Raw genomic sequence first — 24,757 nt, forward strand, 5'->3', positions numbered from 1 at the left:
ACTCTTGTCGGACGATCGAGTCGAACACTGCCACGATGCACCCATGCCCAGGGTCGTGTCCGAGAGCGGGTCGTCGGTCGTCGAGCGCATCGCCGGCGAGCTTCGCGAGCGCATCAAGCGTGGTCAGCTCGTCGGCGGCCAGCGGCTGATCGAGGCCGACTGGACACAGGAGCTGGGCGTGAGCCGTGGCCCTGTGCGAGAGGCGCTGGGGCGGCTGGCCGGCGAGGGGCTGGTCGTCGTCGAGCCGAAGCGCGGCGCCGCTCGCGGCCCGCCGCATCGGCCAGGGCGAGCACGAGGCCGTGCTGCGGGAGGTGCTGCGGGAGAACGCCACGTTCCTCCAGGGCGGCGAGCCGGCCGGCTACATGGACGTGAACGAGCGCTTCCACCACCTGGTGCTCGACCTCGCCGACAACGAGGTCCTGAGCCGTCTGGGCGGCCAGTTGCACGTCATGGCCTACCACCTGCAGACGACCCGGGTCATCCGGGCCGCCGCTCCCGACCACGAGCTCTCGGTGGCCGGCTCCGCCCGGTTCCATCGCGACATCGGCAACGCGATCCTCCGCGGCGAGGAGGACCACGCGGACCGGCTCATGCGCGCCCACCTGCTCAGGACGCGCGATGGCATCCTCGTCATCGGCCACGCGAGGACCACCGGGCCGCTCGGCGCCTGACTTATTGTCCTACAAGATAGAGGGCAATAAGCTGCGCGAATGCCCACAAGGCGGGTGTGTAGCCTGCCGAAATCCCGTCCGGAGAGGCTGCTGGGTGCGGCATGATGATCGTTCACGCTTCTTCGTCCGGCCTGTCTGACCGTCACGAACGCATTCGCCGCGCTACGGCTACTGCCGATGAGTGATCGTGACAAGGACGTCGAGATTCTCGCGCTGCGTCATCAGATCATGGTCTTGGAACGGCGGCTCGGCGCGGATGTGCGGGTCAGGTTCACCCCCGAAGACCGCTTCTTCCTGGCGACTCTCCTGACCTCGCTTCCCCGCGCAGTCTTGCGCCGGCTCCGGCTTGTCGTCCGCCCGGACCCCATCCTGCGCTGGCACCGCGAGATCGTGAAACGGCAGCATGCCCGGACCTGCCTGATTCGCGACCGAGACGGCACGTTCCCCGCTCTCATGGATGGGATTCTGGCCGAAACCGGTATCCAGACTGTGCTCACCGGCACTCGGATGCCGCGGATGAACTCCATCTACGCCACGCTCCCGGCGAGTATGAACGTTTCTGCAACGAGCATCGCGCTCATCAAGCTCTCGACCAAGCCGCCCCACTCCGCGCCGCACCCGACCCGATCACCAAACCGGCGCGCATCCTCGATCTGAACATCCGCCGACACGATCGACTCGGCGGAATCCTCCACGAATACTCCCACGCCGCTTGACCTGCACGGACGCATCTTTCGGCAGGCGCACTGTCGATGCGGTTCGATCCGTGCTTGAGGCAGTGTCGGGCGTCGCCAGGAATGGCGAGCTCGGCGGCGCTTTGTTCTCGTGTTCCTTTGTGAAGCCTGTGTTGGGATTGGCCGCTTGAACGATCTACCGATGTGCCCGCGAGCACTAATCATGATCAACAAGGTGCCACGAGGCCCCAGGAAACCGAGAAAGCCCAGGTCGGACGCGGTATTGGAGTAGGGCGGGTGGGACTTGAACCCACGACCCACGGATTATGAGTCCGATGCTCTGACCGGCTGAGCTACCGCCCCTGGATTCATTTGTACGGCCTCAAGGCTAGAGCATGACGCCGTGGCTTCCGGCGGTGCGCGCGGCTGCCTCGGACATCATTCCACGACCGGCAGGCGGAATGGAGCCCAAGTCGGATCACAGTGGATAAAACCCTCGGGCGTGGGAGGGCCGGGGAGCGCGGGGCTCCCCGGCCCGGGGGAAGCAGGGTTACGGGCGGTTCAGGCCGAGGGTGTAGGAGCCGGAGCCGCTGTAGGCGTGGACGCGGTAGCGGTAGTAGCCGGCGCTGCCGTTGTAGCTGATGGACTCGTCGGCGTTCGGGCTGTCGCTCCTGGCCACGGTGCTCCAGGCGGAGCCGCTCCAGCGCTGGAGGTACAGGTCGAAGTCGGCGCTGTCAGGGGCGTCCAGGCAGGCCGCGTGGGTGCCCGAGGTGGTGGTGCGGTAGTAGGAGCCGTCGGGCTGGTAGGCGTTCTGGCCGGAGGTGAGGGAGCCGGTGTAGGTGTCCTCGTAGCCGTCGCAGCCGGTGGGCGGGTCGGGGTCGTTGCCGCCGCTCGTGACCAGCGTCAGGTTGCCGACCGAGATGATCTCCCCGATGGGCTGGAAGTACGTGGTGCCGCCGCTGGTGCAGTTGCCGGAGCCGCCGGAGGTCATGCCCTGGGCCTGGTCGCCGGAGATGAACGAGCCGCCGGAGTCGCCGCCTTCGGCGCAGACGGTGGTGCGGGTGAGGCCGGAGACGGTGCCCTCGGGGTAGTTCACGGTGGAGTTGAGCGCGGTGACGGTGCCGCAGTGCCACTGGGTGGTGGAGCCGGAGCGGCACACGGAGCCGCCGGGCTGGGTGACGGCCGCGCCGCGCACGGGCAGGATGCCGGCCGAGTAGCCGTTGACGACGCCGGGGCCGGTCCAGTCGGCGTTCGTCTGCACCCAGGCGTAGTCGTTGCCCGGGAACGAGGAGATCTGGAACGTGCCCTGCGCCACCCGGTTGTGGCCCTGGGTGGCGTCGCCGGTGGAGCCGCAGTGGCCGGCGGTGGTGTAGCCCATCTGGGTGCCGCGCCGGGCCGCGAAGCCGACCGAGCAGCGGTAGGGGCCGGTGTAGTAGGCGTCGCCGCCGCGGATGTCGTAGAAGAGCTTGGCCCGTTCGGCGGACTGCTCCAGCTTGACGGCCTTGGCGTCCACGCCGGCGGTGGCCATCCAGGCGCGGGCGGCATCGTGGTCGGCGGCCCAGACGACGACGGAATTGTCGGCGACGGAGACCGACCAGGCGTGCACGGTCGCGGGCGGCGCGGCCTTGTCCAGGCGCTCCTTGACGGCGGTGAGGTCGGCCAGGGTTCTGGGCACGACTCGGGCCCGCGCGCCGGCGCGGGTGATCGCCGCGGTGTCGGCCGCGTCGACGGTGGCCACGACGAGGGCGCTCTCGGCGCCTTCGTACCAGATCCCGGCGAAGCGGTCGCCGAGCTTCTTGCGCAGGCCGGGGGCGGCCCTGTTGCCGCGCGCCTCGTTGGCCAGGCGGTTGATCGCCTGTTCCTGGGTGATGCCGAGGTCGCGCTGGATGGCGTCGACGACGCCGGAGGGTGGCTTCTCGGCGACGGCCGGGGTCGCCGTCACGAGTAACGCGCCGATCGCGATCGCGATGGTGGCAGGAGTGCGGAGCATGATGTCTCCTTGCTGCTGGGGTGCCGTTAAAGTAACCAGCCGCCCACTGAGCGAGGAGTACTACTTCGCCCCTATCGCGATGTTATGGTGCGGTGCCGAAACCCGGATTTCGTACCAGCCAGTCGTGATAGACGATGCTGCGTCGTACGGCCTCCTGGTGGGCCTGTTTGGCCTGCACCATCACCCAGGGCGCGTCGGCGGCGCCGGGATGCCGGCCGAGGAGCTGCCGCCAGCGCAGCGGCGCGTTCTTCAGCGGCACCACGACCAGACCGGGCGCGGCCTGATGAGTGGCTTGACAGAGCACCACCGCCCGCCCTACCTGGGCCAGGTGCGCGCAGGTGGCGAGGTCCGTCTCGTACATCGTGCGCGGCGTGAACCCCGCCCGCGCGCACGCCGTCGCGAAGCAGTCGGTGAAGCAGCCGTCGCCGGGCGTCGCGGCCCACTGCTCCTCGGCCAGGTCGCCGAGCTCCACCTCCTTCTCCCTGGCCAGCGGGTGGGTGTCGGCCATGAGCACGAAGACGGGGTCGAGGCTGATCGTCTCCCACACCAGCGTGCCGGTGGGGGCGCCGCCCTCGCCGCACGCGCCGGTGAGCACGTAGTCGAGGCGGCCGAGCTCGACCATCGTGGTGAGCTCGTGGGTCGACCAGCTCGTGTACGTGGTCACGCTCCGTTCGGCGGCGAGCCGGTCGACCAGGCCGCCGAGCACGGGGCCGTTCGTCGCGCCGATCCGGTAGCCGGGGGAGGGGGCGTGCGCGAACCGTACGGCCTCCTCCTGGAGTTCCTTGGCGGCGGGCAGGAGCACCCGGGCGCGGGCGAGCACCAGCTCGCCGAGCCGGGTGGGGCGGGCGCCGTGACGGTCGCGCTCGAACAGCGCGCCGCCGAGCATGCGCTCGATACGTTTCAGCTGGGCGGTCAGGGCAGGCTGCGCTAACCCGAGCAGGGAGGCGGCCTTGCTGACACTTCCCGCGTCCGCTACCGCGCGGACGATTCTGAGGTGCCGGAGCTCGAGGTCCATACCCGGAAGGTAAGGCGGTCCAATCTCCGGGACAATGCCTATATGTCAGGAATTGTGACATATATTGTTGCGCGCTTCCGGGGTAGGGGGAGCGCATGACGACGATGGGAATCGACCCGGCAGCCCTCAGCGACGACGATCTGCTGCGCGAGCTGCGGCAACTGCACGCGACCCGGACCGAGACACTCATGCACGGCTCTGACGACGCCCTTGACCGGCACACCTCACGCACCAACGAGATGGAGGCCGAATACCTGCGCCGCTTCCCCGAGCGCGACGTCGACCCGAACCGGCTCCGCGAGGGGGCGAGGTTGCGGTGATGGCTGACGATCATGACGTCCAGGTCCTGTCGGACGTGGACATCCACGTGTACGAGGCGATCGCCGCCGAAGCCGTAGAGCACGGCTGGGCCGGCTTCGGCTCACTCGTCCGGGCGACCGGGCTGGAGGAGGACGAGGTGCGCGACAGCCTGCGCACGCTGATCGACCAGGGGCACGTGCTGCCCAAGGGCGACGACGGCTACGGGCTGGGGCCGCACACGTTCGAGGTCGAGTACTAGAGCGCTCGCGCCCGCCTGCGACGCGGCGGGGCGCGCACGGCCGCCGCCTCGGGTCATCCGGCGGCGGGCGGGGCGCTGACCCGTGCCCAGAGCCGCGCCCTCCTCCGGCGCGAGCCCGGCCGCGGGCGCGCCAGGGCCCCCACCTCCTTCACCGGGCGGGCGCCATCCCCTGCCCAAGCCCTCCGAGCGGATTGCGGCCCCCAGTGTGGCGTCGGGGAGGACTTGGGTGCGGTCGGGCGCACCCCCCGGGGGTGGCCGCCCGTGGTGGCGTCGGGGTCCTCGCCCAGGTTGGCCGAGACGAACGCCAGCCCGGTGATCCACGCGGGCAGACCGCGTCCGGCCAGGAAGATGTCCAGGCTGGAGCTGATCCGGCGGCGGGCCGCGAAGCCGATCCCGAGCACGGTGGCGAAGTACAGGGCGATGAGGACGTGGTCGAGGAGGTTAACGTCGAGACGCACGACCGGCCCGCTATCCCGAAAAATCATGACTTCACGCGTACTGTCGAAGGGTGGATGTCGCAGACCTGACTCCCGGGCGGGCACGCGAGCGGTTCCGCGCGGGCGAGCGGGCCCCGACGGCGGGCTGGTGCCGGGGCTGGACGCAGGCGAACCTGATCGCGGTGCCGAAGGAGCTGGCCTACGAGCTGCTGCTGTTCGCGCACCGCAACGCGCGGGCGTGCCCGGTGCTGGACGTGGGCGAGCCGGGCTCGGTGCGGACCCGGCTGTTCGGCGGCGACCTGCGCACCGACCTGCCCGCCTACCGGGTCTACCGCAACGGGCGGCCGGTCGCCGACGTGGACCAGGTGGTCGAGGACTGGCGGCCGGACCTGGTGCCGTTCCTCATCGGCTGCAGCTTCACCTTCGAACGCGCCCTGCTGGCCGAGGGCGTCCCGGTGCGGCACCTGGAGCAGGGGACGAACGTGCCGATGTACCGCACGAACCGGCCGTGCGAGCCGTCGGGGTCGCTGTCGGGGCCGCTGGTGGTGTCGATGCGGCCGGTGCCGGAGGCGCTGGTGGCGACGGCCGTGGAGGTGAGCGGACGCTACCCGATGGTGCACGGGGCGCCCGTGCACGTGGGCGACCCGGCCGAGCTCGGCATCGCCGACCTGGGCTGGCCGGACTTCGGCGACCCGGCCGAGGTGCGGCCGGGCGAGGTGCCGCTGTTCTGGGCGTGCGGGGTGACGCCGCAGGCGGCGATCATGGCGAGCGGCGTCGAGTTCGCCATCGGCCACCTGCCCGGTCACATGGCGATCATGGACGTGCGTGACGACGACTACCGGGTGGGCCCGTAAGGGTCCAGGAGCCCCGCCGCCGTGAGCTGGGCGTCCAGCGCGGGCGCGCCCGGCCGGTTGTCGATCTCGACGTGCGGCACGACCGGCGGCTCGCCGGCCCTGATGCGCGCCAGGTAGGCGTCGAACGCGGCGAGCTTGCCCGCGTCGCGCGCCAGCCCGCGCTCCGCCAGTCGGGCGCGCAGCGTCGGGCCGTCGGAGCGCACCCACAGCAACCGCACCGGCTCGCCGCCCAGCTCGGCCACCCAGCGCGCCCACCGTCCGGCGTCGTGCACCTGCCCGGTGAACGGCCCGTCGAGCAGCACCGGGCAGCCGTGCGCCCGGATGTGCGCGGCGGTCCTGGTCAGGCCGTCGTACTCGTGGTGCTTGACGTGCTCGTCGTACCAGGGGCCCTCACGCTCGCCGTGCGGCCTGCCGTGGGCGCGCAGGAGCTCCGCGACGATCCCGCCGTACACCGTGTCCTTGTCCAGGACGGCCGGGACGGGGGACAGGCGCGCGAGCAGCGCCGCCGCCACCGTGGACTTGCCCGCTCCCGGCGGCCCGCTGACCACCCACACCGTCGCCCGCACGCGATCAGCGTACGCGGATCCGCGTACGCCGGAGCCGCGGCTGGGCGGACGACCGGGACGGGGGCGCGCGGCCAGACTTCGGAACCATGCTGACGGTCTTGACCAGGGCGTTCCGGATGCCGGAACTGCGCGGGAAGCTGCTGTTCACGCTGGGGCTGCTGGCCCTGTTCCGGCTGGGGCAGGTGCTGCCGACGCCGGGCGTGGACGTGCTGGCGGTGCGGGAGTGCGCGGGCGCGGCGCGCGGCGGGCTGTTCGACATGGTGCAGCTCCTCAGCGGGGGCGCGATGCTGCGGCTGTCGGTGTTCGCGCTCGGCGTGATGCCGTACATCACCGCGAGCATCGTCATGCAGCTGCTCACCGTCGTGGTGCCCCGGCTGGAGGCGCTGCGCAAGGAGGGACAGTCCGGGCAGGCGCGGATCACCCAGTACACCCGCTACCTGACCGTCGCGCTGGCCGTGCTCAACGCCACCACCGTCGTCGCCCTCGCGCGCTCCGGGCAGCTCCTGCCGGGCTGCGCCAGGCCGCTGCTGCGCGACGACGGGCTGCTCGCCGTGGCCGTGCTCGTCGTCACGATGGTCGCCGGGACGTGCGTGGTCATGTGGATCGGCGAGCTGATCACCGCCCGGGGGATCGGCAACGGCATGTCGCTGCTGATGTTCACGCAGGTCGTGGCCGTGTTCCCCGGCTACATGTCCACGATGCTCCTGGTGAGCCCCGTCGCGTTCACGGTGATCATGGTGTCGGGGGCGTTCGTGGTGGCGGCCGTGGTGTTCGTCGAGCAGGCGCAGCGGCGGGTGCCGGTGCAGTACGCCAGGCGGCTGGTGGGCCGGCGGCTGTACGGCGGGACCAGCACCTACATCCCGCTCAAGGTCAACCAGGCCGGGATCGTGCCGGTGATCTTCGCCTCGGCGCTGCTCTACCTGCCCGCCCTCGCCGCGCCGATGCTCGGCCCGGAGGCCGGCGCGTGGGTCTCCCGCCACCTCGCCACGGGCGACAGCCCGCTCTACATGAGCGTGTACGTGCTGCTCGTCGTGGGATTCGCCTACTTCTACGTGTCCATCACGTTCAATCCCGTCGAGGTGGCCGACAACATCAGGAAGTACGGGGGATTCGTCCCGGGGGTGCGGCCGGGCCGGGCCACCGCCGAATACCTGGCCCACGTGCTGACCCGGCTGACCGCGCCCGGGGCCGCCTACCTGGCGGTGCTGGCCCTGGTGCCGCTGGTGGCGTTCGCGATCCTGCGCGACCCCTCCACCCAGCAGAACTTCCCGTTCGGCGGCACCAGCGTGCTCATCATGGTCAGCGTCGGCCTCGAAACCGTCAAACAGGTCGAGGCCCAGGTGCAGCAGCGCGCCTACGAGGGGTTCCTCAGGTAGGCGGCGTCAGCCCGGCCCGCATCGCGAACACCACGAGCTGCGCCCGGTCGCGGGCGCGCAGCTTGACCATGGCCCGGCTGACGTGCGTGCGGACCGTGTCGGGGCTGATCACCAGCTCGCCGGCGATCTCCTCGTTGGACATGCCGGTCGCCACCCAGGCCACCAGCTCCCGCTCCCTCGGCGTCAGCGTCGCCAGGCCCTCCACCGGGGCCGCGCCGGGCCGGCCGAACAGGCCGATGACCTTCCTGGTGATCGCCGGGGACAGCAGCGCCTCGCCCGCCGCCACCACGCGCACCGCGTTGACCAGCTCCTCCGGTGCGCCGTCCTTCAGCACGAACCCGCTCGCGCCCGCCTGAAGCGCCTGGAACACGTACGCGTCCTCGGCGAACGTCGTCACCACCACGACCCTGGTCGCGGCCAGCCCGGCGTCGGCGGCGATCGCGCGCAGCGTGTCGAGGCCGTCCATGCCGGGCATCCGGATGTCGAGCAGCAGCACGTCGGGGCGCTCGCGCCGCAGCAGCGCCAGCGCCGCCGCGCCGTCGGGCGCCTCGCCGGCGAACTCCAGGTCGGGCTCGCGCTGCACCAGCGCGCGCAGCCCCATCCGCACCACGGCCTGGTCGTCGGCCACCGCGACCCGGATCACGCCGCCGGCGCCTGTTCGCGGGGGAAGCGGGCCACGACGCGGAAGCCGCCGCCCTCGCGCGGGCCCGCGGTGAACCGGCCGCCCGCGTCGGCCACCCGGGCGCGCATCCCGGCGAGCCCCCGGCCCTCGGCCGCGCCCGTCCAGCCCACGCCCCGGTCGGCCACCTCCAGCACGTACGCGCACGGGTCGGCGGCCACCCGCACCAGCGCCCTGGTCGGGCCCGCGTGCCGCAGCACGTTGGTCAGCGACTCGCGCACCACCCCGTAGACGGCGCCCCGCAGATGGGCCGGGACGCCCGGATCGGCGAGCTCCACGTCGACCGGCAGCCCGGCGGCGCGCACCCCGGCGATCAGCCCCGTCAGGTCGTCGGCCAGCGCGCCGGGAGCCGGGCCGCCGTCGATGCGGTCGAGGGCGGCCCTGAGCCCGGCGAGCGTGCGCGTGCTGGTCTCGCGGATCGCCTCCAGCGACCGGCGGGCCTGCTCGGGGTCGTCGTCGAGCGACACCAGCGCGACCCCGGCCTGCATGGCGATCGCCGCCAGCCCGTGGCCGGCCGCGTCGTGCACCTCCCCGGCCAGCTCCGCGCGCAGCCGTGCCGCCGGCGCGACCTCCAGCGGGGGCGCGGCGTCGCGTACGCGCTGATCGGCGGGCGGCGGGGAGGCCGCGTGCCGCACGTCATGGAAGGCGGGCGGCGGGGGAGGGGTGGCGGCGGCAGCGGCGGCGGCGCGCGCCTGGGCGAGGCCGGTGAACGACCACGGGACCGCCAGCCAGCCGGCCCACGCCAGCATGACGACGACCGGGACATCGCCGAGCCGGCCCAGCCGGGACAGCCGGGACAGCCGGGACAGCGCCGCGCGCGCCCGGCGCGCACGGCCGTGCTCGTGTCTCCGCGTCACCATCCCCCACCCGGCCAGGCTCGTGTCGCCACGATCCTAGCCAGTCGCGGCGGCCCGGGCGCGGCGCGTCCGGCGCCGGGAGGCGGCCTGCACGGGGGCGGGCCGCGCCGGCCCGCGGCCGGTCAGCTCAGGCCGTCGGTCAGCCAGCGCAGCGGGTTGTCGTGCGTGATGCCGCGCAGCGTGCCGTCGTCCACCCCGGCCTCGCGCAGCGCGGGCAGCAGCGTGCCGAACAGCGTGCGGTAGCCGGGGCCGTCGTAGCGGCGCAGCTGCGCCACCCGGTTCACGCCGGTGCTGAGGAGCAGGCGGCCGGCGTGGCCCTCCTCGATGAGGCCGAGCGCGATCCTGGCCGCCTGCTCGGCGCCCAGGCCGAGCGCGCCGAGGCTCACGTACGCGCCGGTCTCGGCGATCTTGCGGGCCACGGCCGGGTCGGCGCCCGCGTAGCCGACGGCCACGCGCGAGCCCGGCAGGCCGCGGGTGAGCAGGATCTCCAGCATGCCCAGGCCGTCCTGGCCGTAGGTGGCCACCGACAGGCGGGAGGCCAGCGACGCGCGGGCGGCGGCGGCCAGGCTGCGCTCCTCGGCGGCCGTCGGGCGGGCGCCCCAGCAGCCGACCTCGCCGATCACGCCGGGGAAGACGCCGGTGCCGTCGAGGCCGTCGGAGATGTCGGTCATGAGCAGGGCGGTGAGCTCGTCCACGTCCCGCTCGCCCGGCTGTGCGAACGGCTCGGCGTACAGGCCGGTGGCGGCGATCACGGGCACCCGGCTGCCCGCCGCGACGCGGGCGAGCCCGGCGGCGTCGCGGCCCATGCCCAGGCAGGTCAGGTCCACGACCAGGCCGAGGTCGTCGGACTGGCGCAGCTCGCGGAGCTCGGCGGTGACGGACTGCTCCTCGTCGAGCCAGCGCTGCGGGTCGGAGTCGATGCCCACCGCCCAGCGCATGTCGGTGCGCAGGTGCTCGTGGGGGAGAATGGCACCCGTGACGGCGGCCGCGCGGATGGGGCCGGTGACGGTGCGTAGCATGACCTCGGGCATACCAGACGATATCCGACGATTGTCGGGAGTTGCCTGATCAAGCGGGAAATTTTACTGTGTATCGCGTTTAGGTGGCGTCTGCTGCGTTCTCCGGGTTCGGGCACACCCGGCCGGACGCCGGGCCCTATCCTGGGAACGACACCGACCAGTCCGGGGGGACCGTGCCGACGCAGAATTCCGAAACGGGTGACGCCGACATCGTCAAGGGCGAGGCGGCGCGCCGGTCGAGCATGCCCGCGCACCGGTCCGGCATCCGGGGCTGGCGTGACCGGGTCCGCTCGACCCCCGCGGGAGCGCTCACCCTCAAGATCGTGGTCGGCGTCATCGGCGTGCTCATGGTCGGCGGGGGCCTGGTCATGGTGCCCTTCCCCGGGCCGGGCTGGCTCGTGGTGTTCGCCGGGCTCGCCGTGCTGGCCACCGAGTTCCACTGGGCGCACAAGGTGCTGGAGTTCGGCAAGCGCACGCTGCACGCCTGGACCGAGTGGTACAAGCGGCAGGGCTGGACCGTCAAGATCCTCGTCGCGCTCGTCACCGTGATCGCCGCCACCGCGATCGTCTACCTGGGCCTGCGCACCATCGGCGTCGACGTCGTCCAGCTCGCCCGGCAATACGTCCTGCGCTAGACCGCTTCGCTATCGGTCCGCCGGATCGCGCCGCCCGGTGTCTATTCTTCGGGCGTGATCGCCCACATCGCTCTCGCGCTGTCGCTGGTCGTGACCGCCCCGGCCGTCCAGGCGGACCTCTCCCTGCCGGGCACGGGCATGACCTATCAGGAGCGCTCCGGCGATCCGGTGCGCCTCACCGCCTACGGGCTCGGCACCAAGGGCGCCTACCTGCGCACCGGCGACCGGTTCGCCCGGCAGCGGGCCCTGTCGGAGGCGGCGTTCTCGCCCGACGGCCGCACCGTCGCCGGCGTGCCGCGCGCCTACCGGGCCGGGCACGACAGCCTGCTCCTCACCGACCGGGCCACGGGCAAGACGAGGCGGGTCCGCACTGTCAAGAAGCCCCTCACCGCGTCGTACGTCTCCTGGAGCCGTGACAGCCGGCGCGTGGCGCTCACCGTCGAGAAGAAGAGCGGCGGGCGGTGGCGCCCGGCCGGGTTCACCGTCGTGGACGTGGCGGCGGGCAGCGCCCGCACCGTCACGGTCGCCGGGCTGGGCGCCGAGGCCGGGTTCTGGTGGACGCCCGGCGGCAACCTGGTCACCCGGCACGGCACGGGCCTGCGCGTGCACCGCGCGTCCGACGGGAAGGTGGTGCGGACCCTGCCCGGCGCCGGGCTGCCCACCGGGCCGGAGGACTCGTTCTCGCCGTCGGGCGACCGGATGGCGCTGTGGTGCCCGTCGCGGTTCGCCGGACAGGTGTGCCTGGCCGACACCGCGACCGGGCGCGTCGCCCGCCGCGTGCCCGTCGAGCCGGAGGCGGTGTTCGGCTGGTGGGACGAGAGCCACCTGATCGCCGTCATGGCGCACCGCGGCGCCTACAGGCTGGCCGTGGTCGGACTCGACGGGAGGGTGAGCCGGGTGCTCGCCGCCGTCCCCACCAGGACGTGGGGCGCCGACCTGTGGCTGTCCTTCACCCGGGCGGCGCCCGGGCCTCAGAGATAGAGGCCGGTGCCGTGGTCGGTCTCCTGGGTGGCCACCGCGTGCAGGTCGCGCTCGCGCATGACCAGGTAGACCTGGGCGTGCAGCTCCACCTCGAACTGGTCCTCCGGGTTGAGCAGCACCTTGTCGCCGACCTTGACCGAGCGCACGTTCGAGCCGACGCCGCAGACCTCGCCCCACGCCAGCCGGTTGGCCAGCTTGACCGTCGCGGGGATGACGATGCCGGAGCCGCTGCGGCGCTCCTGGGACTCCTGCTCCAGCCGGACCATGACCCGGTCGTGCAGCATCTGAATCTCGAACTTGGGCTCTACCACGGGGCCAAGTTTACGTTCCGCGCCGGGCCGGGGACTCACGCGGCATCTCATCCTGAGGAACGCTCCTTACACGGCATGACCGATCATGGCAGGATGAAAGCCATGATCATGGCCTTCGGCGCGACCGGCTGGCAATGGACGAACCCGCCCCGCCAGTGGACGGCGGACGACGGCCTCAGCCTGTTCTGCGATGCGGGCACCGACCTGTGGCGGCGCACCCACTACGGCTACACCTTCGACACCGCGCACCAGTTCGGCCGCCAGGTCCGGGGCGACCTGCGGCTCACGGTGACCTTCAGCGGCGACTACGCCGACCAGTACGACCAGGCCGGCGCGCTGCTCCGCATCGACGAGAGCACCTGGATCAAGGCCGGCGTCGAGTACGTCGACGGCCACCACCACCTGAGCACCGTCGTCACCCGCGAGCGCTCCGACTGGTCCGTGCTGCCGCTCGACGCCCCGGCGGACCAGGTCACGATCGACCTGGAGCGCCAGGGCGACGCCGTGACCGTCCGCTACGGGCTCGGCGACGAGGCGCCGCAGCACCTGCTCCGCCTGGCCTACTTCCCGCCCGACGCTCCCGCGCTCGCCGGGGCCATGGCCGCCGCGCCCGCGGGCCAGGGCTTCGCCGTCCGCTTCAGCGACGTCCGCCTGGCCGGCTGCTGACCCTCACGGCAGCGTGACCACCGCGAACACCGGCCGGTGGTCGGTGCCCTTCAGCCCGTGCACGCCGAACTCGCGCACCCCCATGCGGGCGTCGGCCAGCACGTGGTCGATGGCCACGCCGGGCAGCCGGCTCTGCGGCCAGGTGGCCGCCAGCCCGTGCCCCGTCACGTCCGCCGCGTCCCGGTAGCCGGAGGCGAGCAGGTCACGCATCGGCAGATGGTCGAGCGTGGCGTTGAAGTCGCCCGCCAGCACCCGCAGCGGCCCGCCCGCGCGGGGCAGCGCCTCCAGCCCCGCCCGCCAGCACGGCTGCCGCCCGTAGCGGCGTGGCGCGCACGGGTGCACCGACACGATCTCCACCCGCGTCCCGCCCGGCGCCGTCAGCACCGCGCCCGCCTGCCGGAACCCGCCGAACTCCAGCAGCGGCCCCGCCGTCAGCGGATGCCGCGCGTACACGGCCGAACCGCCCGCCCCACGCTTGGGGCTCGTCACCGCGTACGGCAGCGCCCGCCGCAGGCGCGGATCGATGCGCTCCAGCGCGTCCGGCGTCAGCTCCTGCAACGTCAGCACGTCCGGGCGCACCCGCGTCACCAGCGCCTCCAGGTCCGCCGCGTCCGCCAGGCCGAACATCAGGTTGGCCGCCAGCACCCGCAGCGCCGGCCCGCCCGAGGCCGCCTCGCTGTCGGCGAACGCGCGCGGCGCCACCGCGCCGCCCAGCGCCACCGTGGCCGCCAGCGCCACCACCGCGGCGGCCCGCCGCCTCGCCAGCGCCGCCAGCACCAGCCCCGCCGCCGCCACCACCGCCGCGTACGGGGTGAACGCCACCAGCGGCACCCACGGCCAGTCCGGCTCGAACCCCGACACCCGCACCGCGGCCCACACCGCGAACGGCGCCACCATCACCCACACCAGAATGCGCACGCCCTGTATCGCCACCCGGGCCCCTGGGGGTTCACGTCCTGACATGAGATGGTGTGCACCATGCGCGACGCCGAGACCCGAGTCCTCAACGCCATCGACGAGGCGGAGACCGTCAACCTGCTGGCCGACCTCGTCCGGGTGCCCAGCGTGACCGGCACCGACGCCGAGTCCGAGCTGCAACATCACGTCGCGGGGCTGCTCACCGAGGCGGGCATGGACGTCGACGTCTGGAAGCTCGACCTCGACGACCTGCGCGCCCGCGACGGCTTCCCGGGCACCGAGGCGCCCCGCGTGGAGGCGTACGGCGTGGTGGGCGTCACCGGGGGCGGTGGCGTGCCCGCGCTCGCGCTGCAGGGGCACGTGGACGTGGTGCCCACCGGCGACCTGGCCAAGTGGGAGGGCAGCGACCCGTTCGCCGCCCGCATCTCCGGCGACGTCCTGCACGGGCGCGGCGCGTGCGACATGAAGGCCGGGCTGGCCGCCAACCTGGCCGCCGTCCGGGCCGTCCACCGGGCCGGGATCGCCCTGGAACGACCCCTCGCCGTGCACTGCGTGGTCAGCGAGGAGGACGGCGGGCTCGGCGCGTTCGGCACCCTGGCCCGGGGGCACACCGCCGAGGCGGCCCTCATCACCGAGCCAACCAGCGGAGCCGTCATCAGCGCCTGCGCCGGGGCGCTGACGTTCCGGATCGAGGTCGCCGGGAGGGCCGCCCACGGCGCCACCCGCCTCGAAGGGGTCAACGCCGTCGAGGTGTTCTGGCCGGTGTTCCAGGCGATCCGGCGGCTGGAGGCCGACCGCAACCGCGACGTCCCGGCCCAGTTCGCCGGGAACGCGCTGCCGTACCCGATCGAGGTCGGCACCGTCCGCGCCGGCGACTGGGCGAGCAGCGTCCCCGACCTGCTCGTCGCCGAAGGGCGGCTCGGGGTGCGGCTGGACGAGGACCCGGCCGAGGCGCGGGCCGCGTTCGAGGAGGCGGTGCTGTCGGCGGCCCACCCGTTCCTGCGCGCCCACCCGCCCGCCGTCACCTGGCCCGGCGGCCAGTTCGCCAGCGGCAGGCTGCCGGCCGGCCACCCGCTGCTCGCCGAGGTCCGGCAGGCGGCGGCCGACGTCAGCGGGGTCACGCTGCCGGAGTCCGCCGCCCCCTACGGCAGCGACCTGCGGCTGTACGCGGCGGCGGGCATCCCCACGCTTCACTACGGGCCCGGCGACGCCCGCTACGCGCACGCGCCGCGGGAGCAGGTCCCCCTCTCCGAACTGCTCGCCGTCACCCGCGCCGTCGCCCTCCTCGCGGTACGCCGCTGCCTGCCCGGCTGAACCCCCAGCGGTCAGGCGGGGGAGGAGACGCGGCGGCGGTGCTCCGGGACGATGAGCGGGGTGCCCGACTGCGGGTCGGTGATGATCTCGCAGCGCAGGTCGAACACCCGCTCCACCAGCTCCGGCGTGACCACCTCCCGGGGGTCGCCCTCCGCGACGACCTGGCCGTCCCGCATGACGATCAGGTGCGTCGCGTAGCGGCACGCCTGGTTGAGGTCGTGCAGCACGGCGACCAGGGTGCGCCCGGCCTCGTGCAGGTCGGCGCACAGGTCGAGCACCTCGATCTGGTGGGCGATGTCGAGGAACGTCGTCGGCTCGTCCAGCAGCAGGATCGGCGTCTCCTGGGCCAGCGCCATGGCGAGCCAGACGCGCTGCCGCTGCCCGCCGGACAGCTCGTCGACGATGCGGTCCGACAGCTCCGTCACGTCGGTGGCGCGCATCGCCTCGGTCACCGCCGCCTCGTCGGCCCTGGACCACTGCCGCATGAGCCGCTGGTGCGGGTAGCGCCCCCGGGAGACCAGGTCGGCGACGGTGATCCCGTCGGGCACGATCGAGCTCTGCGGCAGCAGGCCGAGCCGCCGGGCGACCTCCTTGGACGGCAGCGCGGTGATCACGCTGCCGTCGAGGTGCACCGCCCCGGTCCTCGGCTTGAGCATCCTGGCCAGGGCGCGCAGCAGGGTGGACTTGCCGCACGCGTTCGGGCCGATGATCACGGTGAAGGACCGGTCCGGGATCGCCACGTTCAGCTCGGTGGCGACCACCCGCTGGTCGTAGGCGAGGGTGAGGTCGCTGCCGTACAGGCGGGCGTCGGCCATCAGTAACGGTCCTTTCGCAGCAGGAAGGCGAGGTACGTGCCGCCGATGGCGGCGGTCACCACGCCGACGGGCAGCTGGGTGGGGGCGAGCAGGCGCTGGGCGGCCAGGTCGGAGACGGTCAGCAGGACGGCCCCCATGAGCGCGGAGGAGGCCAGGGTGACGCCGGCGGAGCGGGTGAGCCGGCGGGCGAGCTGCGGCGCGGCGAGCGCGACGAAGACGACGGGCCCGGCGGCGGCGACGGCGACGCCGCACAGCAGCACGCCGGTGACGACGGCGGCGGCGCGGACGCGCTCGACGCCGATGCCCACGGCGCGGGCGGCGTCGTCGCCCATCTCGATCATGCGCAGCGGCCTGGCGAGCGCCGCGCCGACGGGCAGCAGCACGGCGAGCGCGAGCGCCACGGGGACGGCGTGCTCCCAGCCGCGCCCGCTCAGGCTGCCGGTGAGCCAGGCTCCGGCGGTGGCGGCGTCGTTGATGTTCGCCCTGGTCAGCAGGTACGAGTTCACGGCCAGGAGAAGGGCGTTGGCGCCGATGCCGACGAGGACGAGCCGGTAGCCCTGGACGCCGCGCCGGAACGCCATGCCGTACACGAGCAGCGCGGTGATCACGCAGCCGGCCAGCGCGCCGCCGGAGACGGCGAGGGCGGAGCCGCCGGCGACGACGGCCAGGATGCCGCCGGTCGAGGCGCCGGCGGTGAAGCCGATGAAGTCGGGGCTGCCGAGAGGGTTCCTGGTGAGGCTCTGGAAGATCGCGCCGCACACCCCGAACGCGGCCCCGACCAGCAGCCCGGTGACGACGCGCGGGGCGCGCAGCTCGGCGACGATCAGCTCGGCGACGGGAGTGCCCTCGCCGACCAGGGCGGCGAGCACGTCCGGCACGGGCACGGTGAACTCGCCGGTCGAGATCGCCACCACGCTCACCGCGACCGCGGCCAGGAGCAGCAGCGCGCCGGTGAGCAGCGCCCTCGGCGCGAGCCGGACGGACCAGGGGCCGACACGTACGGTCATAGCGCGGCCAGCCTCCTGCGCCGGGCCAGCAGGATGAAGACCGGCGCCCCGATGACCGCGCACATGATGCCGACCTGCACCTCGCCGGGCCTGGCGATCAGCCGCCCGGCCACGTCGGCGCCGACCAGCAGCACGGGCGCGACGAGTGCCGAGTAGGGCAGCACCCAGCGCTGATCGGGGCCGACCACGGCGCGGACGGCGTGGGGCACGGCCAGGCCGACGAACCACAGCGGCCCGGCGGCGGCGGTGGCCGAGCCGCACAGGAGCGTCACGGCGACCGCCGTGAGCGCGCGGGTCCGGGTGACGGCGACGCCCAGCGACCTGCCGGCGTCGTCGCCCAGCGACAGCATGTTGAGCGGGCGGCCCAGCAGCAGCCCGAGCACCAGCCCGGCGACCAGGAACGGGGCGAGCCGCGCCGCGGTCTCGGCGCCCTGCCCGGCCAGCGATCCGGCCAGCCAGAAGCGCATCCGGTCGAACGTCTGCGTGTCCAGGCGCAGGATGGCCGAGCACGCGGCGGTGAACACCATGCCGGCGGCGATCCCGGCCAGCGCCAGCCGGACCGGGCCGCCTCCGGAGCGGCCGGCCGAGCCGAGCGCGTACACCACGACGGAGGCCGCCGCCGCGCCCGCGAACGCGAACCACACGTACACGGCGGGGTCGGAGAGCCCGAACACGCCGAGCGCGAGCGTGACGCCGAGCGCCGCGCCCTGGTTGACGCCGAGCAGCCCGGGGTCGGCCAGCGGGTTGCGCGTCAGGCTCTGCATGAGCGCCCCGGCCAGCCCGAGCGCGGCGCCGACGCCGATCCCGAGCAGCGTGCGCGGCACCCGTACGTCGCGGATGACGGTGTGGTCGGCGGAGCCGTCGAAGGCCAGGAACGCGTCGAACACGGCCGTCCACGGCATGGACCGCGCGCCGAGCGCGACGCCGGCCAGCGCCACCAGCACGAGCGCGGCGGCCGCGACGAGGAGCCCGGTGGCGAGCGCGGCCCGGCGGCCTCCCGTGCGCGGCGGGGCGGGCGCTGCGGCGGCGCCGGGCGGCGTGGTCTGCTCAGCGGGCCGCACCCGCCCCCCTTTCGTCAACGGCAAGCTTAGGTAAGGCTAATCTAAAGCTCTGCTTGAAAGGCAAGCCTAACCTAAGGAGTTGCACATGCCGGGACCGGTCCTGGCCCGCAGGGGCTTCCTCGCCGCCACGGGCGCGCTGTTGCTGTCGGCCTGCGGCACGGGCGGCGGTGGCAGCGGTGGCGGCGGACAGGCCACGGCGGGGTCCTCGGCCCCGGCCACCGCCGGGGGAGCGTGGACGTTCACCGACGACCGCGGCAAGAAGATCGAGCTGGCCGCCACGCCCACGCGGGTCGTCGCCCAGGTCGGCGCCGCCGCCGCGCTGTGGGACTTCGGCGTCCGCCCCATCGCCGTCTTCGGCCCGCACAAGCTCGAGGACGGCGCCAAGGACCCGCAGGCGGGCAGCGTCGACATCAGCCAGGTCACCGGCCTGGGCAACGCCTGGGACGAGTTCAACGTCGAGCAGTACATCGGCCTGCGCCCCGAACTGCTCGTGACCGGCATGTACGACAAGGACACCCTCTGGTACGTGCCCGAACGCTCCAAGGACGCGATCGAGCAGGTCGCCCCCACCGCCGGCATCATGCTCACCGGCCGCGGCGCCACCGCGATCATCGGCCGCTACGAGGAGCTGGCCGCCTCGCTCAAGGCCGGAATGGCGGGCGTCGCCGAGGCCAAGGCCAGGATGGCGGCCGCCGGCAAGGAACTGGCCCGGTTCAAGGACCTCAAGGTCCTGGTGATCTCCGCCGGGCCCGACGGCATGTGGGTCGCCAACCCGCCCCACCACCCCGACCTCACCTACGCCGCCGAGCTCGGCCTGAACGTCGTCACCCCCGACAAGGTGGACGAGGCGGGCTTCTTCCAGAGCCTCAGCTGGGAGAACGCCGACGCCTACGCGGCCGACGTGATCCTGCACGACACCCGCACCCAGGCGCTCAAGCCCGAGGAGATGCTCAAGAAGCCCGCCTTCGCCGGGCTGCCCGCGGTCAAGGCCGGGCAGCTCTACGCGTGGCGCGCCGAAGCGCCCTTCAGCTACCAGTCGTACGCGGCGGTCCTGGAGGAGATGGTGGCCAACCTGGCGAAGGCTAGTAAGCTCCCCTGACCTCGACGATCTCGGCGAGCGGGAACTCCAGGTAGTCGCCCGCCTCCTCGCACCACGCGTCCAGCGCCCCGCCGCGCAGCTCGCCGTGGCTCACGGTGGCGGTCAGGCCGCCGGTCAGCGTGATCCCGGCCCGCACGCCCCGGTCGACGACGAAACCGAGCAGCGACTGCTGGGCCGTCGGCAGCCGGGTGGCCATCCTGCCGATCACCGCCCAGGTGCGCCCGCCCTGCTCGGCCGCCGACCGGCTGTCGGCGATCAGGCGGCGGGCGTGCTCCTGCGGGTCGGGCGAGGGCTCGGCGATCACGTGCGGCGCCCGGTCCAGCTCGGCCACCTGGCCGCCCGGCAGCAGGATGAGCTTGCCGCCGTGCGGCTCCTCGGCACGGGTGCGGCGGATGGCGATCTCGCCGGTGTCGGCGACCGGGACCGGCGCGTAACCGTGCTCGCGCAGCGCGGCCAGGGTCCGCTCGGCGTCGGCCGAGGCGACCAGCACCGTCGGGGCCAGCAGCCGCAGCCCCAGCCGCGACAGCCTGCGGTGGGCGGCGATCTCCGCCAGCAGCGACGGGTCGGACGCCTGCACGACGCAGCCGACCGTGGTCACCGTCACCTCGCCGTGCCGCCGCGCCACGTCACGCACCAGGTAGTCGAGCGGCTGCGGGATCGTGCCGACCTCGGCCAGCTCCTCCAGCAGCTCGTCGGCGTCGTAGCCGCGGTCGAGCGCGCGCCGTACGCTCTCGGTGGTGAAACGCCAGACCGAGGCGGCGCCGCGCGACTCGCGCTCGGCCACCCGGTCGAGCAGCGCGGCCAGCTCCGCCGACGGCGGCCCGGTCACCACCGCGGTCAGGTCGGGCCCGAACAGGGCGCTCCTGCGCACGCTCGCCAGCGCCCGGGTGGACGCCTCCACCAGCGCCGGGTCGTGCTCGACGAGCGGCACCGAGTCGTCGCTCTCCTCGCCCGCCCGGTCCGACAGCCCGGCCAGCGCCCGCCCCAGGTCGGTGAGCGCGTCGTTGGCCAGCAGGCCGAGCAGCCGCGCCTCGTCGATCACCGCGGACGCGCACGCGCCCAGCAGCTCGCGGTCGAGCAGCGGGGCGTGCCAGTGCACGCTGGCCACCAGGCCGTCACGGCCGGCGAACGCCGTGCCCGACGGCAGGTGCGCCAGCACCGACAGCACGGCGCGGCGCACCCGCGCCACGGCCGGGCCCGACTGGTCGTCGCCCAGCAGCGTGCCGTAGCGGCCGTCGACCTTGCGCAGCGACGAACGCTCCATCCGCCACCAGGCCGACAGCAGCACCCGCAGCCGGGCCGCGCCCTCGTCGAGCCGCCACCGGTCGAACCGCTCGGTCGGCACCAGCCCGCCCGACGGCTCGTCCCAGGCCAGCAGCCGCGCCACCGCGCAGACCTCCAGCAGCAGCCGGGTCTCGTCCTCGTCGCAGCCCGTCTCCTTGGCCACCCGGCGCACCTCGCGCACGCCGACGCCGCCGGTCTTGAGCAGCGGCAGCGGCGTCTTGGCCGTGTTGTCGAGCAGGGCCGCGCACCGCTCGACGACGTGCGGCGCGGCGAGCGTCATCAGATGGTCGACCTCCTCCGGGTCGACCGGCAGCGTGGGCAGCTCGGGCGCCCGCGCCGCGAACGGCGGACGGTAGCCGGGCCCGCGCAGGCACAGCGCCACCTCGCGCGGCATCTCGGCGACGTGCCAGCTCGGCCGGTAGAGCAGGCCGTGGTCGGCCGACCACTTCTCCGGCGTGCCCGGCGTGACGAACCGGCCGCCGTCGACGTCGCGTACGGGGCCGTCCCAGGCGAAGGCGTCGAGCAGGTCGCGGGTGCCGCCGGGGGCGTGACGCAGCAGCGCCTCCACGCGGGACGGGTCGGCGAGCGCCTCGCTCACCCGGGTGATCGTGCGGCGCTTGTTGGAGTGGGGCGGCAGGCCCAGGTTGCGGGCCAGGGCGCGCAGCGTGTCGGTGCTGATCGTCCAGGAGTTGAGGTAGTGGTCGAGCGGCTCGCCCAGGCCGAGCGGCGTGCTCCACGAGCGCGCCACGGCCTCCGACAGGTGGATCTCGCCGTCGTCGCCCGGCCAGGCCAGCGCGTGGTCGTAGAGGCGGTCGAGCCACGGGCTCAGCTCCGCCGGCTGCCTGCCGAGCAGCCCGGCCAGCCGCTCGGCGGTCGGCCTGGCCGGCACCAGGCAGGCCTCGGCGAGCTGGAGGCAGGGCAGCGGCAGGCGGCGCAGCGCCTCCATGGCGGCGAAGCCGTTGCTCAGGCGCTGGGCCAGCGTGTCGAGCCGGCGCGGCCACGGTGCGGCGATGGCGTCAGGGCGGTTGGACAGGATGCGGCAGAGCCTGTCCTCGTCGAGGGTCCGGAGCCAGCCGAGCAGGTGATCGTCCATCGGTCAGCACTCTCATGGGTCGCGCGTAGGACTCACCGTGAGCCATGACCATCCACGGTAATGCAGATCACACCCGGTCAGGAGAGAACTGCCCAGACGATCTTCCCATGCGGGGCGAGGGCGGACCAGCCCCAGCGGAGGCTGAGCGACTCGACGATGTGGAGCCCGAGCCCGCCGGGGTCGAGCGGGCCCGGATAGCGGAGCACCGGCACCGAGGTGCCCGGATCGGTGAACGCGCTGGTCACCAGGGGTCCGCGGCGCACCAGCGACATGTGGACGGGCCGTTCGCAGCGGGGCTCCTCCAGGCGCAGGCCGTGACGCAGCGCGTTGGTGGCCAGCTCGGAGACCACCAGCTCCATGTTGTCGGCCACTTCCGGAAGGTCCCAGGCCGACAGCACCCCGGCGGTGAAACTGCGGGCGGCGTGGACGGACGAGGCGGTGGCGGGGAGCACGAACGTGGCGCTCGAGACAGGGCCGGGCACCAGCAGATCGCGCGCGGCCTCGGGCCACCAGCCGACCGGTGGCCACCAGTCGAACGTGGTCCACAGGCCCGGCGCCAGGGTGGGATGCACGTGATCATTCTGCGACAGACTCTCGTGCAGGTGCAAGAGCGAATGCACGTGCAGACAACTCGTGCAGCCGCTACGGTTGGTCGTCAAAAGGTCAATCAGTGGGAAAGGGGATCTTGTCCGCAGCCCATGATCTATGGGTTGTGAAGTGACAGACTGTGTGGCAAGGAAACGACCAAGGAGCACCACGTGTCCATCGATCCGCCCGGTTCCGGTTCGACCGTTCGGCGCATCATGCTCGGTGCGAGCCTGCGGCGGCTGCGCGAGGAGAGCGGGCTGACCCGCGACCAGGCCGGATTCCACATCCGGGCCTCCGAGTCCAAGATCAGCCGGATGGAGCTCGGGCGCGTCGGATTCAAGACACGTGACGTCGAGGACCTGCTCACGCTCTACGGCGTCGTCGACAACGCCGAACGGCGTGCTCTGCTGGAGATGGTGCGCGAGGCCAACACCCCGGGATGGTGGCACAAATACTCGGCCGAGCTTCCGCACTGGTTCACCACGTACGTCGGCCTGGAGGAAGCGGCCAGCGTGATCCGCACCTACGAGGTGCAGTTCGTGCCCGGCCTGCTGCAGACCTCCGCCTACGCGCGGGCGGTGTTCCAGCTCGGCAACCCCGACCTGTCCGCCGACAAGATCGAACGCCGCGTGCATATGCGCATGCAACGGCAGGAGCGCTTCACCCAGAAGGACGGGCCGCGCCTGTGGGCCGTCATCGACGAGGCGACGCTCAAGCGGACCATCGGCGGCCGAGAGGTCATGGCCGAGCAGCTCCGGCATCTGCTGGAAGTCGCCGCCCTGCCCAACATCACCATTCAGGTGATGCCCTTCAAATACGGCATGCACGCTGCCGAGGGGGGCGCGTTCAGCATCTTGCGGTTTCCCGAGTCCGACCTGTCGGACGTCGTCTACGTCGAACAGCTCTGGGGTGCCCTCTACCTGGACAAACGTGAGGACATCGACCCGTACCTCACCGCCATGGAGCAACTGTGCGTGGAGAGCACCACGCCAGGGGGCACCGTCGAGCTCATCGGCGGCCTTCTCAGAAAGATGTAGATGAACCAGACCTACAACGGCATGCCCGCCACCGACCTCACCCAGGTCGCCTGGCGCAAGAGCCGCTACAGCAACTCGCAGGGCAACTGCGTCGAGCTCGCCGAACTGCCCGACGGGGGCATCGCGGTGCGCAACTCGCGCTTCCCCGACGGCCCGGCGCTGATCTACACCCGCGACGAGATCCGGGCCCTCGTGCTCGGGGTGAAGGACGGGGAGTTCGACGGGCTGCTCGTGTAACAGCCTGTTCACCTCCGGCGGGTTCACGTAACCGAGGCGCGCCGGAGGCGTAACCGGCCGTGCCGCCCGAACCCGGAGGATCGGGTCATGCTTCAGCAGATGACCCTGTACCCGATCGCCGACGACGTGCTGTTCGCGCCTGGGGGCCAGGTCGTGATCCGCACCTACGGCGTCGCGCCGGCGGACACCGGCGGCTCCGTCTCCTACCGCACCTGGGTGACGGGCGTCCGCGACCAGCCGCGCTACTGGCGCTGGGGGCACTTCGAGGACGCCGCCTCCGGCCACCGCCGCGTCCTGGAATGGCTGACCGGCCGGGGGCCGCAGCCCGCCGACGCCCCGGCGGCCTGACGGGGGAGCCGCCCGTCCGGCGCCGGGGACCGCCCTGGCCGGCGTCAGCCGACGGGCGCGTTCCAGGTCGTGATGACCGGTTCGCCGTGCTCGAGGCCCAGCCGCGAGTACGTGCCGGTGTCGAGCTTGAACAGCCGCCCGTCGGCGGGCTCCAGACCGAGCCAGCGGGCCGTCAGCACGCGCAGGATGTGGCCGTGCGCCACCACCGCCACCCGGCCGCCCGCCTGCCTCGCCCGCGCGATCACCCGGTCGGCCCGCGCGCCCGCCTCGGCGGCGCTCTCCCCGGGATGCCCGGGGGCGCCCGGGATCACACCGTCACGCCACAGGTACCAGCCGGGCCGCGTCTTCCTGATCTCCGGCGTGGTGATGCCCTCGTAGCCGCCGTAGTCCCACTCCCACAGATCCGGCTCCACCTCGAACCCCGTCAGCCCCGCCAGCTCCGCCGTACGGCTCGCCCGCTGCGCGGGGGAGACCATGACCAGGTCGAACGGGCGCTCCTTGACCAGCGGCCCGAGCGCCCTCGCCTGCTCCTCGCCGCGCGCGGTCAGCGGCACGTCGGTGCGGCCGGTGTGCCTGCCCGTCCGGCTCCACTCGGTCTCACCATGCCTGAGCAACACCATCTCGTCCATGGCACCATCATCCCGGCCCGCCGCGGCCGCGGACCTC

General features: G+C 73.2%; 29 protein-coding genes, 1 tRNA gene and 1 pseudogene. 15 read left to right on the forward strand and 16 right to left on the reverse strand.

Going from position 1 to position 24,757, the window contains the following annotated elements; all coding sequences use genetic code 11:
• Positions 1-43: 43 nt before the first annotated feature.
• The 3 genes and pseudogenes from AB0G11_RS15230 to AB0G11_RS15240 all read left to right on the forward strand — a co-directional run.
• A pseudogene (locus tag AB0G11_RS15230) lies at positions 44-199 on the forward strand (GntR family transcriptional regulator); the annotation flags it as partial.
• A 100-nt stretch (positions 200-299) separates the two neighbouring features.
• Positions 300-671 (forward strand): FCD domain-containing protein, encoded by a 372-nt coding sequence (locus AB0G11_RS15235; protein ID WP_357586604.1) that lies wholly within the window; start codon positions 300-302, stop codon positions 669-671.
• A gap of 177 nt (positions 672-848) precedes the next feature.
• Positions 849-1,328, forward strand: a complete 480-nt coding sequence (locus AB0G11_RS15240) for a hypothetical protein (RefSeq protein WP_357586350.1) — start codon at positions 849-851, stop codon at positions 1,326-1,328.
• A gap of 306 nt (positions 1,329-1,634) precedes the next feature.
• On the opposite strand, the gene AB0G11_RS15245 is transcribed toward AB0G11_RS15240, so the two are convergent.
• From AB0G11_RS15245 to AB0G11_RS15255, 3 genes are all read right to left on the reverse strand, one after another.
• A tRNA-Ile gene (locus AB0G11_RS15245) sits at positions 1,635-1,708 on the reverse strand.
• Between the two features lie 187 nt (positions 1,709-1,895).
• A complete protein-coding gene (locus AB0G11_RS15250; protein WP_357586352.1) occupies positions 1,896-3,335 on the reverse strand; it encodes a S1 family peptidase in 1,440 nt (479 codons plus the stop codon).
• 82 nt (positions 3,336-3,417) lie between these two features.
• On the reverse strand, positions 3,418-4,350 hold the full coding sequence (locus tag AB0G11_RS15255; protein WP_219501723.1) for a LysR family transcriptional regulator: 933 nt from the start codon (positions 4,348-4,350) through the stop codon (positions 3,418-3,420).
• 95 nt (positions 4,351-4,445) lie between these two features.
• Between AB0G11_RS15255 and AB0G11_RS15260 the strand changes: the two genes are divergently transcribed.
• Positions 4,446-4,670 carry a DUF6158 family protein gene (locus tag AB0G11_RS15260; protein ID WP_049559686.1) on the forward strand — a complete coding sequence of 75 codons (225 nt, stop codon included), beginning with the start codon at positions 4,446-4,448 and terminating at the stop codon, positions 4,668-4,670.
• Entirely contained in the window at positions 4,670-4,909 is a 240-nt protein-coding gene (locus AB0G11_RS15265; RefSeq protein WP_219501721.1) for a hypothetical protein, read from the forward strand. The genes AB0G11_RS15260 and AB0G11_RS15265 overlap by 1 nt, the downstream gene beginning before the upstream one ends.
• A 53-nt stretch (positions 4,910-4,962) precedes the next feature.
• Here AB0G11_RS15265 and AB0G11_RS15270 read toward each other — a convergent pair whose 3' ends face one another.
• Positions 4,963-5,367 carry a hypothetical protein gene (locus tag AB0G11_RS15270; protein WP_357586354.1) on the reverse strand — a complete coding sequence of 135 codons (405 nt, stop codon included), beginning with the start codon at positions 5,365-5,367 and terminating at the stop codon, positions 4,963-4,965.
• 50 nt (positions 5,368-5,417) lie between these two features.
• On the opposite strand from AB0G11_RS15270, the gene AB0G11_RS15275 reads away from it, so the two are divergent.
• Positions 5,418-6,200 (forward strand): putative hydro-lyase, encoded by a 783-nt coding sequence (locus AB0G11_RS15275; protein WP_357586356.1) that lies wholly within the window; start codon positions 5,418-5,420, stop codon positions 6,198-6,200.
• Here AB0G11_RS15275 and AB0G11_RS15280 read toward each other — a convergent pair.
• Positions 6,182-6,766, reverse strand: coding sequence for an ATP-binding protein (locus tag AB0G11_RS15280; protein ID WP_219501713.1), 585 nt, complete (start codon positions 6,764-6,766; stop codon positions 6,182-6,184). The genes AB0G11_RS15275 and AB0G11_RS15280 overlap by 19 nt on opposite strands.
• Before the next feature lie 86 nt (positions 6,767-6,852).
• On the opposite strand from AB0G11_RS15280, the gene secY reads away from it, so the two are divergent.
• Entirely contained in the window at positions 6,853-8,142 is a 1,290-nt protein-coding gene (gene secY, locus AB0G11_RS15285) for a preprotein translocase subunit SecY (protein WP_219501710.1), read from the forward strand.
• Here the strand turns inward: secY and AB0G11_RS15290 are convergent.
• The 3 genes from AB0G11_RS15290 to AB0G11_RS15300 all read right to left on the reverse strand — a co-directional run bounded on the left by AB0G11_RS15290 (position 8,135) and on the right by AB0G11_RS15300 (position 10,697).
• The gene (locus AB0G11_RS15290; RefSeq protein WP_357586358.1) at positions 8,135-8,785 is read right to left on the reverse strand and encodes a response regulator transcription factor; all 651 of its coding nucleotides are present in this window, start codon (positions 8,783-8,785) and stop codon (positions 8,135-8,137) included. The genes secY and AB0G11_RS15290 overlap by 8 nt on opposite strands.
• Positions 8,782-9,681: a histidine kinase gene (locus tag AB0G11_RS15295; RefSeq protein ID WP_357586360.1), complete on the reverse strand. Its 900-nt coding sequence runs from the start codon at positions 9,679-9,681 to the stop codon at positions 8,782-8,784. The genes AB0G11_RS15290 and AB0G11_RS15295 overlap by 4 nt, the downstream gene beginning before the upstream one ends.
• Positions 9,682-9,800: 119 nt before the next feature.
• Complete coding sequence (locus tag AB0G11_RS15300) at positions 9,801-10,697, reverse strand: aryldialkylphosphatase (protein ID WP_357586362.1); 897 nt, start codon at positions 10,695-10,697, stop codon at positions 9,801-9,803.
• 83 nt (positions 10,698-10,780) lie between these two features.
• Here AB0G11_RS15300 and AB0G11_RS15305 point away from each other — a divergent pair, with 83 nt between their 5' ends.
• Positions 10,781-11,332: a TIGR02611 family protein gene (locus tag AB0G11_RS15305; RefSeq protein ID WP_308125644.1), complete on the forward strand. Its 552-nt coding sequence runs from the start codon at positions 10,781-10,783 to the stop codon at positions 11,330-11,332.
• 54 nt (positions 11,333-11,386) lie between these two features.
• A complete protein-coding gene (locus tag AB0G11_RS15310; protein ID WP_357586364.1) occupies positions 11,387-12,313 on the forward strand; it encodes a hypothetical protein in 927 nt (308 codons plus the stop codon).
• Here AB0G11_RS15310 and AB0G11_RS15315 read toward each other — a convergent pair.
• Complete coding sequence (locus AB0G11_RS15315; protein ID WP_308125643.1) at positions 12,304-12,624, reverse strand: co-chaperone GroES; 321 nt, start codon at positions 12,622-12,624, stop codon at positions 12,304-12,306. The genes AB0G11_RS15310 and AB0G11_RS15315 overlap by 10 nt on opposite strands.
• Before the next feature lie 93 nt (positions 12,625-12,717).
• Between AB0G11_RS15315 and AB0G11_RS15320 the strand changes: the two genes are divergently transcribed.
• Positions 12,718-13,290 (forward strand): DUF1349 domain-containing protein, encoded by a 573-nt coding sequence (locus tag AB0G11_RS15320; protein WP_246644268.1) that lies wholly within the window; start codon positions 12,718-12,720, stop codon positions 13,288-13,290.
• Between the two features lie 3 nt (positions 13,291-13,293).
• Here AB0G11_RS15320 and AB0G11_RS15325 read toward each other — a convergent pair whose 3' ends face one another.
• Positions 13,294-14,208 (reverse strand): endonuclease/exonuclease/phosphatase family protein, encoded by a 915-nt coding sequence (locus AB0G11_RS15325; protein WP_357586366.1) that lies wholly within the window; start codon positions 14,206-14,208, stop codon positions 13,294-13,296.
• A gap of 60 nt (positions 14,209-14,268) precedes the next feature.
• Here AB0G11_RS15325 and AB0G11_RS15330 point away from each other — a divergent pair, with 60 nt between their 5' ends.
• On the forward strand, positions 14,269-15,522 hold the full coding sequence (locus AB0G11_RS15330) for an ArgE/DapE family deacylase (protein ID WP_219501704.1): 1,254 nt from the start codon (positions 14,269-14,271) through the stop codon (positions 15,520-15,522).
• An 11-nt stretch (positions 15,523-15,533) separates the two neighbouring features.
• On the opposite strand, the gene AB0G11_RS15335 is transcribed toward AB0G11_RS15330, so the two are convergent.
• From AB0G11_RS15335 to AB0G11_RS15345, 3 genes are read right to left on the reverse strand one after another with little or no spacing between them, the layout of a single operon-like run.
• Positions 15,534-16,337, reverse strand: coding sequence for an ABC transporter ATP-binding protein (locus AB0G11_RS15335; protein WP_219501703.1), 804 nt, complete (start codon positions 16,335-16,337; stop codon positions 15,534-15,536).
• Positions 16,337-17,344 carry an iron chelate uptake ABC transporter family permease subunit gene (locus tag AB0G11_RS15340; protein WP_219501702.1) on the reverse strand — a complete coding sequence of 336 codons (1,008 nt, stop codon included), beginning with the start codon at positions 17,342-17,344 and terminating at the stop codon, positions 16,337-16,339. Before AB0G11_RS15340 ends, AB0G11_RS15335 begins: the two co-directional genes overlap by 1 nt.
• Complete coding sequence (locus AB0G11_RS15345) at positions 17,341-18,405, reverse strand: iron chelate uptake ABC transporter family permease subunit (protein ID WP_357586368.1); 1,065 nt, start codon at positions 18,403-18,405, stop codon at positions 17,341-17,343. The genes AB0G11_RS15340 and AB0G11_RS15345 overlap by 4 nt, the downstream gene beginning before the upstream one ends.
• An 85-nt stretch (positions 18,406-18,490) precedes the next feature.
• Between AB0G11_RS15345 and AB0G11_RS15350 the strand changes: the two genes are divergently transcribed.
• A complete protein-coding gene (locus tag AB0G11_RS15350) occupies positions 18,491-19,504 on the forward strand; it encodes an ABC transporter substrate-binding protein (protein ID WP_357586370.1) in 1,014 nt (337 codons plus the stop codon).
• On the opposite strand, the gene AB0G11_RS15355 is transcribed toward AB0G11_RS15350, so the two are convergent.
• Both AB0G11_RS15355 and AB0G11_RS15360 read right to left on the reverse strand, forming a co-directional pair.
• The gene (locus AB0G11_RS15355; protein ID WP_357586372.1) at positions 19,488-21,881 is read right to left on the reverse strand and encodes a helicase-associated domain-containing protein; all 2,394 of its coding nucleotides are present in this window, start codon (positions 21,879-21,881) and stop codon (positions 19,488-19,490) included. The genes AB0G11_RS15350 and AB0G11_RS15355 overlap by 17 nt on opposite strands.
• Positions 21,882-21,958: 77 nt before the next feature.
• Positions 21,959-22,453, reverse strand: coding sequence for an ATP-binding protein (locus tag AB0G11_RS15360; protein WP_219501697.1), 495 nt, complete (start codon positions 22,451-22,453; stop codon positions 21,959-21,961).
• Positions 22,454-22,684: 231 nt separating this feature from the next.
• Here AB0G11_RS15360 and AB0G11_RS15365 point away from each other — a divergent pair, with 231 nt between their 5' ends.
• From AB0G11_RS15365 to AB0G11_RS15375, 3 genes are all read left to right on the forward strand, one after another.
• Positions 22,685-23,506 (forward strand): helix-turn-helix transcriptional regulator, encoded by an 822-nt coding sequence (locus AB0G11_RS15365; RefSeq protein WP_219501936.1) that lies wholly within the window; start codon positions 22,685-22,687, stop codon positions 23,504-23,506.
• The gene (locus AB0G11_RS15370; protein WP_049559738.1) at positions 23,507-23,743 is read left to right on the forward strand and encodes a DUF397 domain-containing protein; all 237 of its coding nucleotides are present in this window, start codon (positions 23,507-23,509) and stop codon (positions 23,741-23,743) included.
• A gap of 87 nt (positions 23,744-23,830) precedes the next feature.
• Positions 23,831-24,091, forward strand: a complete 261-nt coding sequence (locus tag AB0G11_RS15375; protein WP_219501696.1) for a hypothetical protein — start codon at positions 23,831-23,833, stop codon at positions 24,089-24,091.
• 44 nt (positions 24,092-24,135) lie between these two features.
• Here the strand turns inward: AB0G11_RS15375 and AB0G11_RS15380 are convergent, their stop codons facing one another.
• Complete coding sequence (locus AB0G11_RS15380) at positions 24,136-24,720, reverse strand: histidine phosphatase family protein (protein ID WP_219501695.1); 585 nt, start codon at positions 24,718-24,720, stop codon at positions 24,136-24,138.
• Positions 24,721-24,757 lie beyond the last annotated feature (37 nt).

The sequence above is a fragment of the Nonomuraea sp. NPDC023979 genome (assembly GCF_040639085.1).
Lineage (GTDB): Bacteria > Actinomycetota > Actinomycetes > Streptosporangiales > Streptosporangiaceae > Nonomuraea > Nonomuraea ceibae.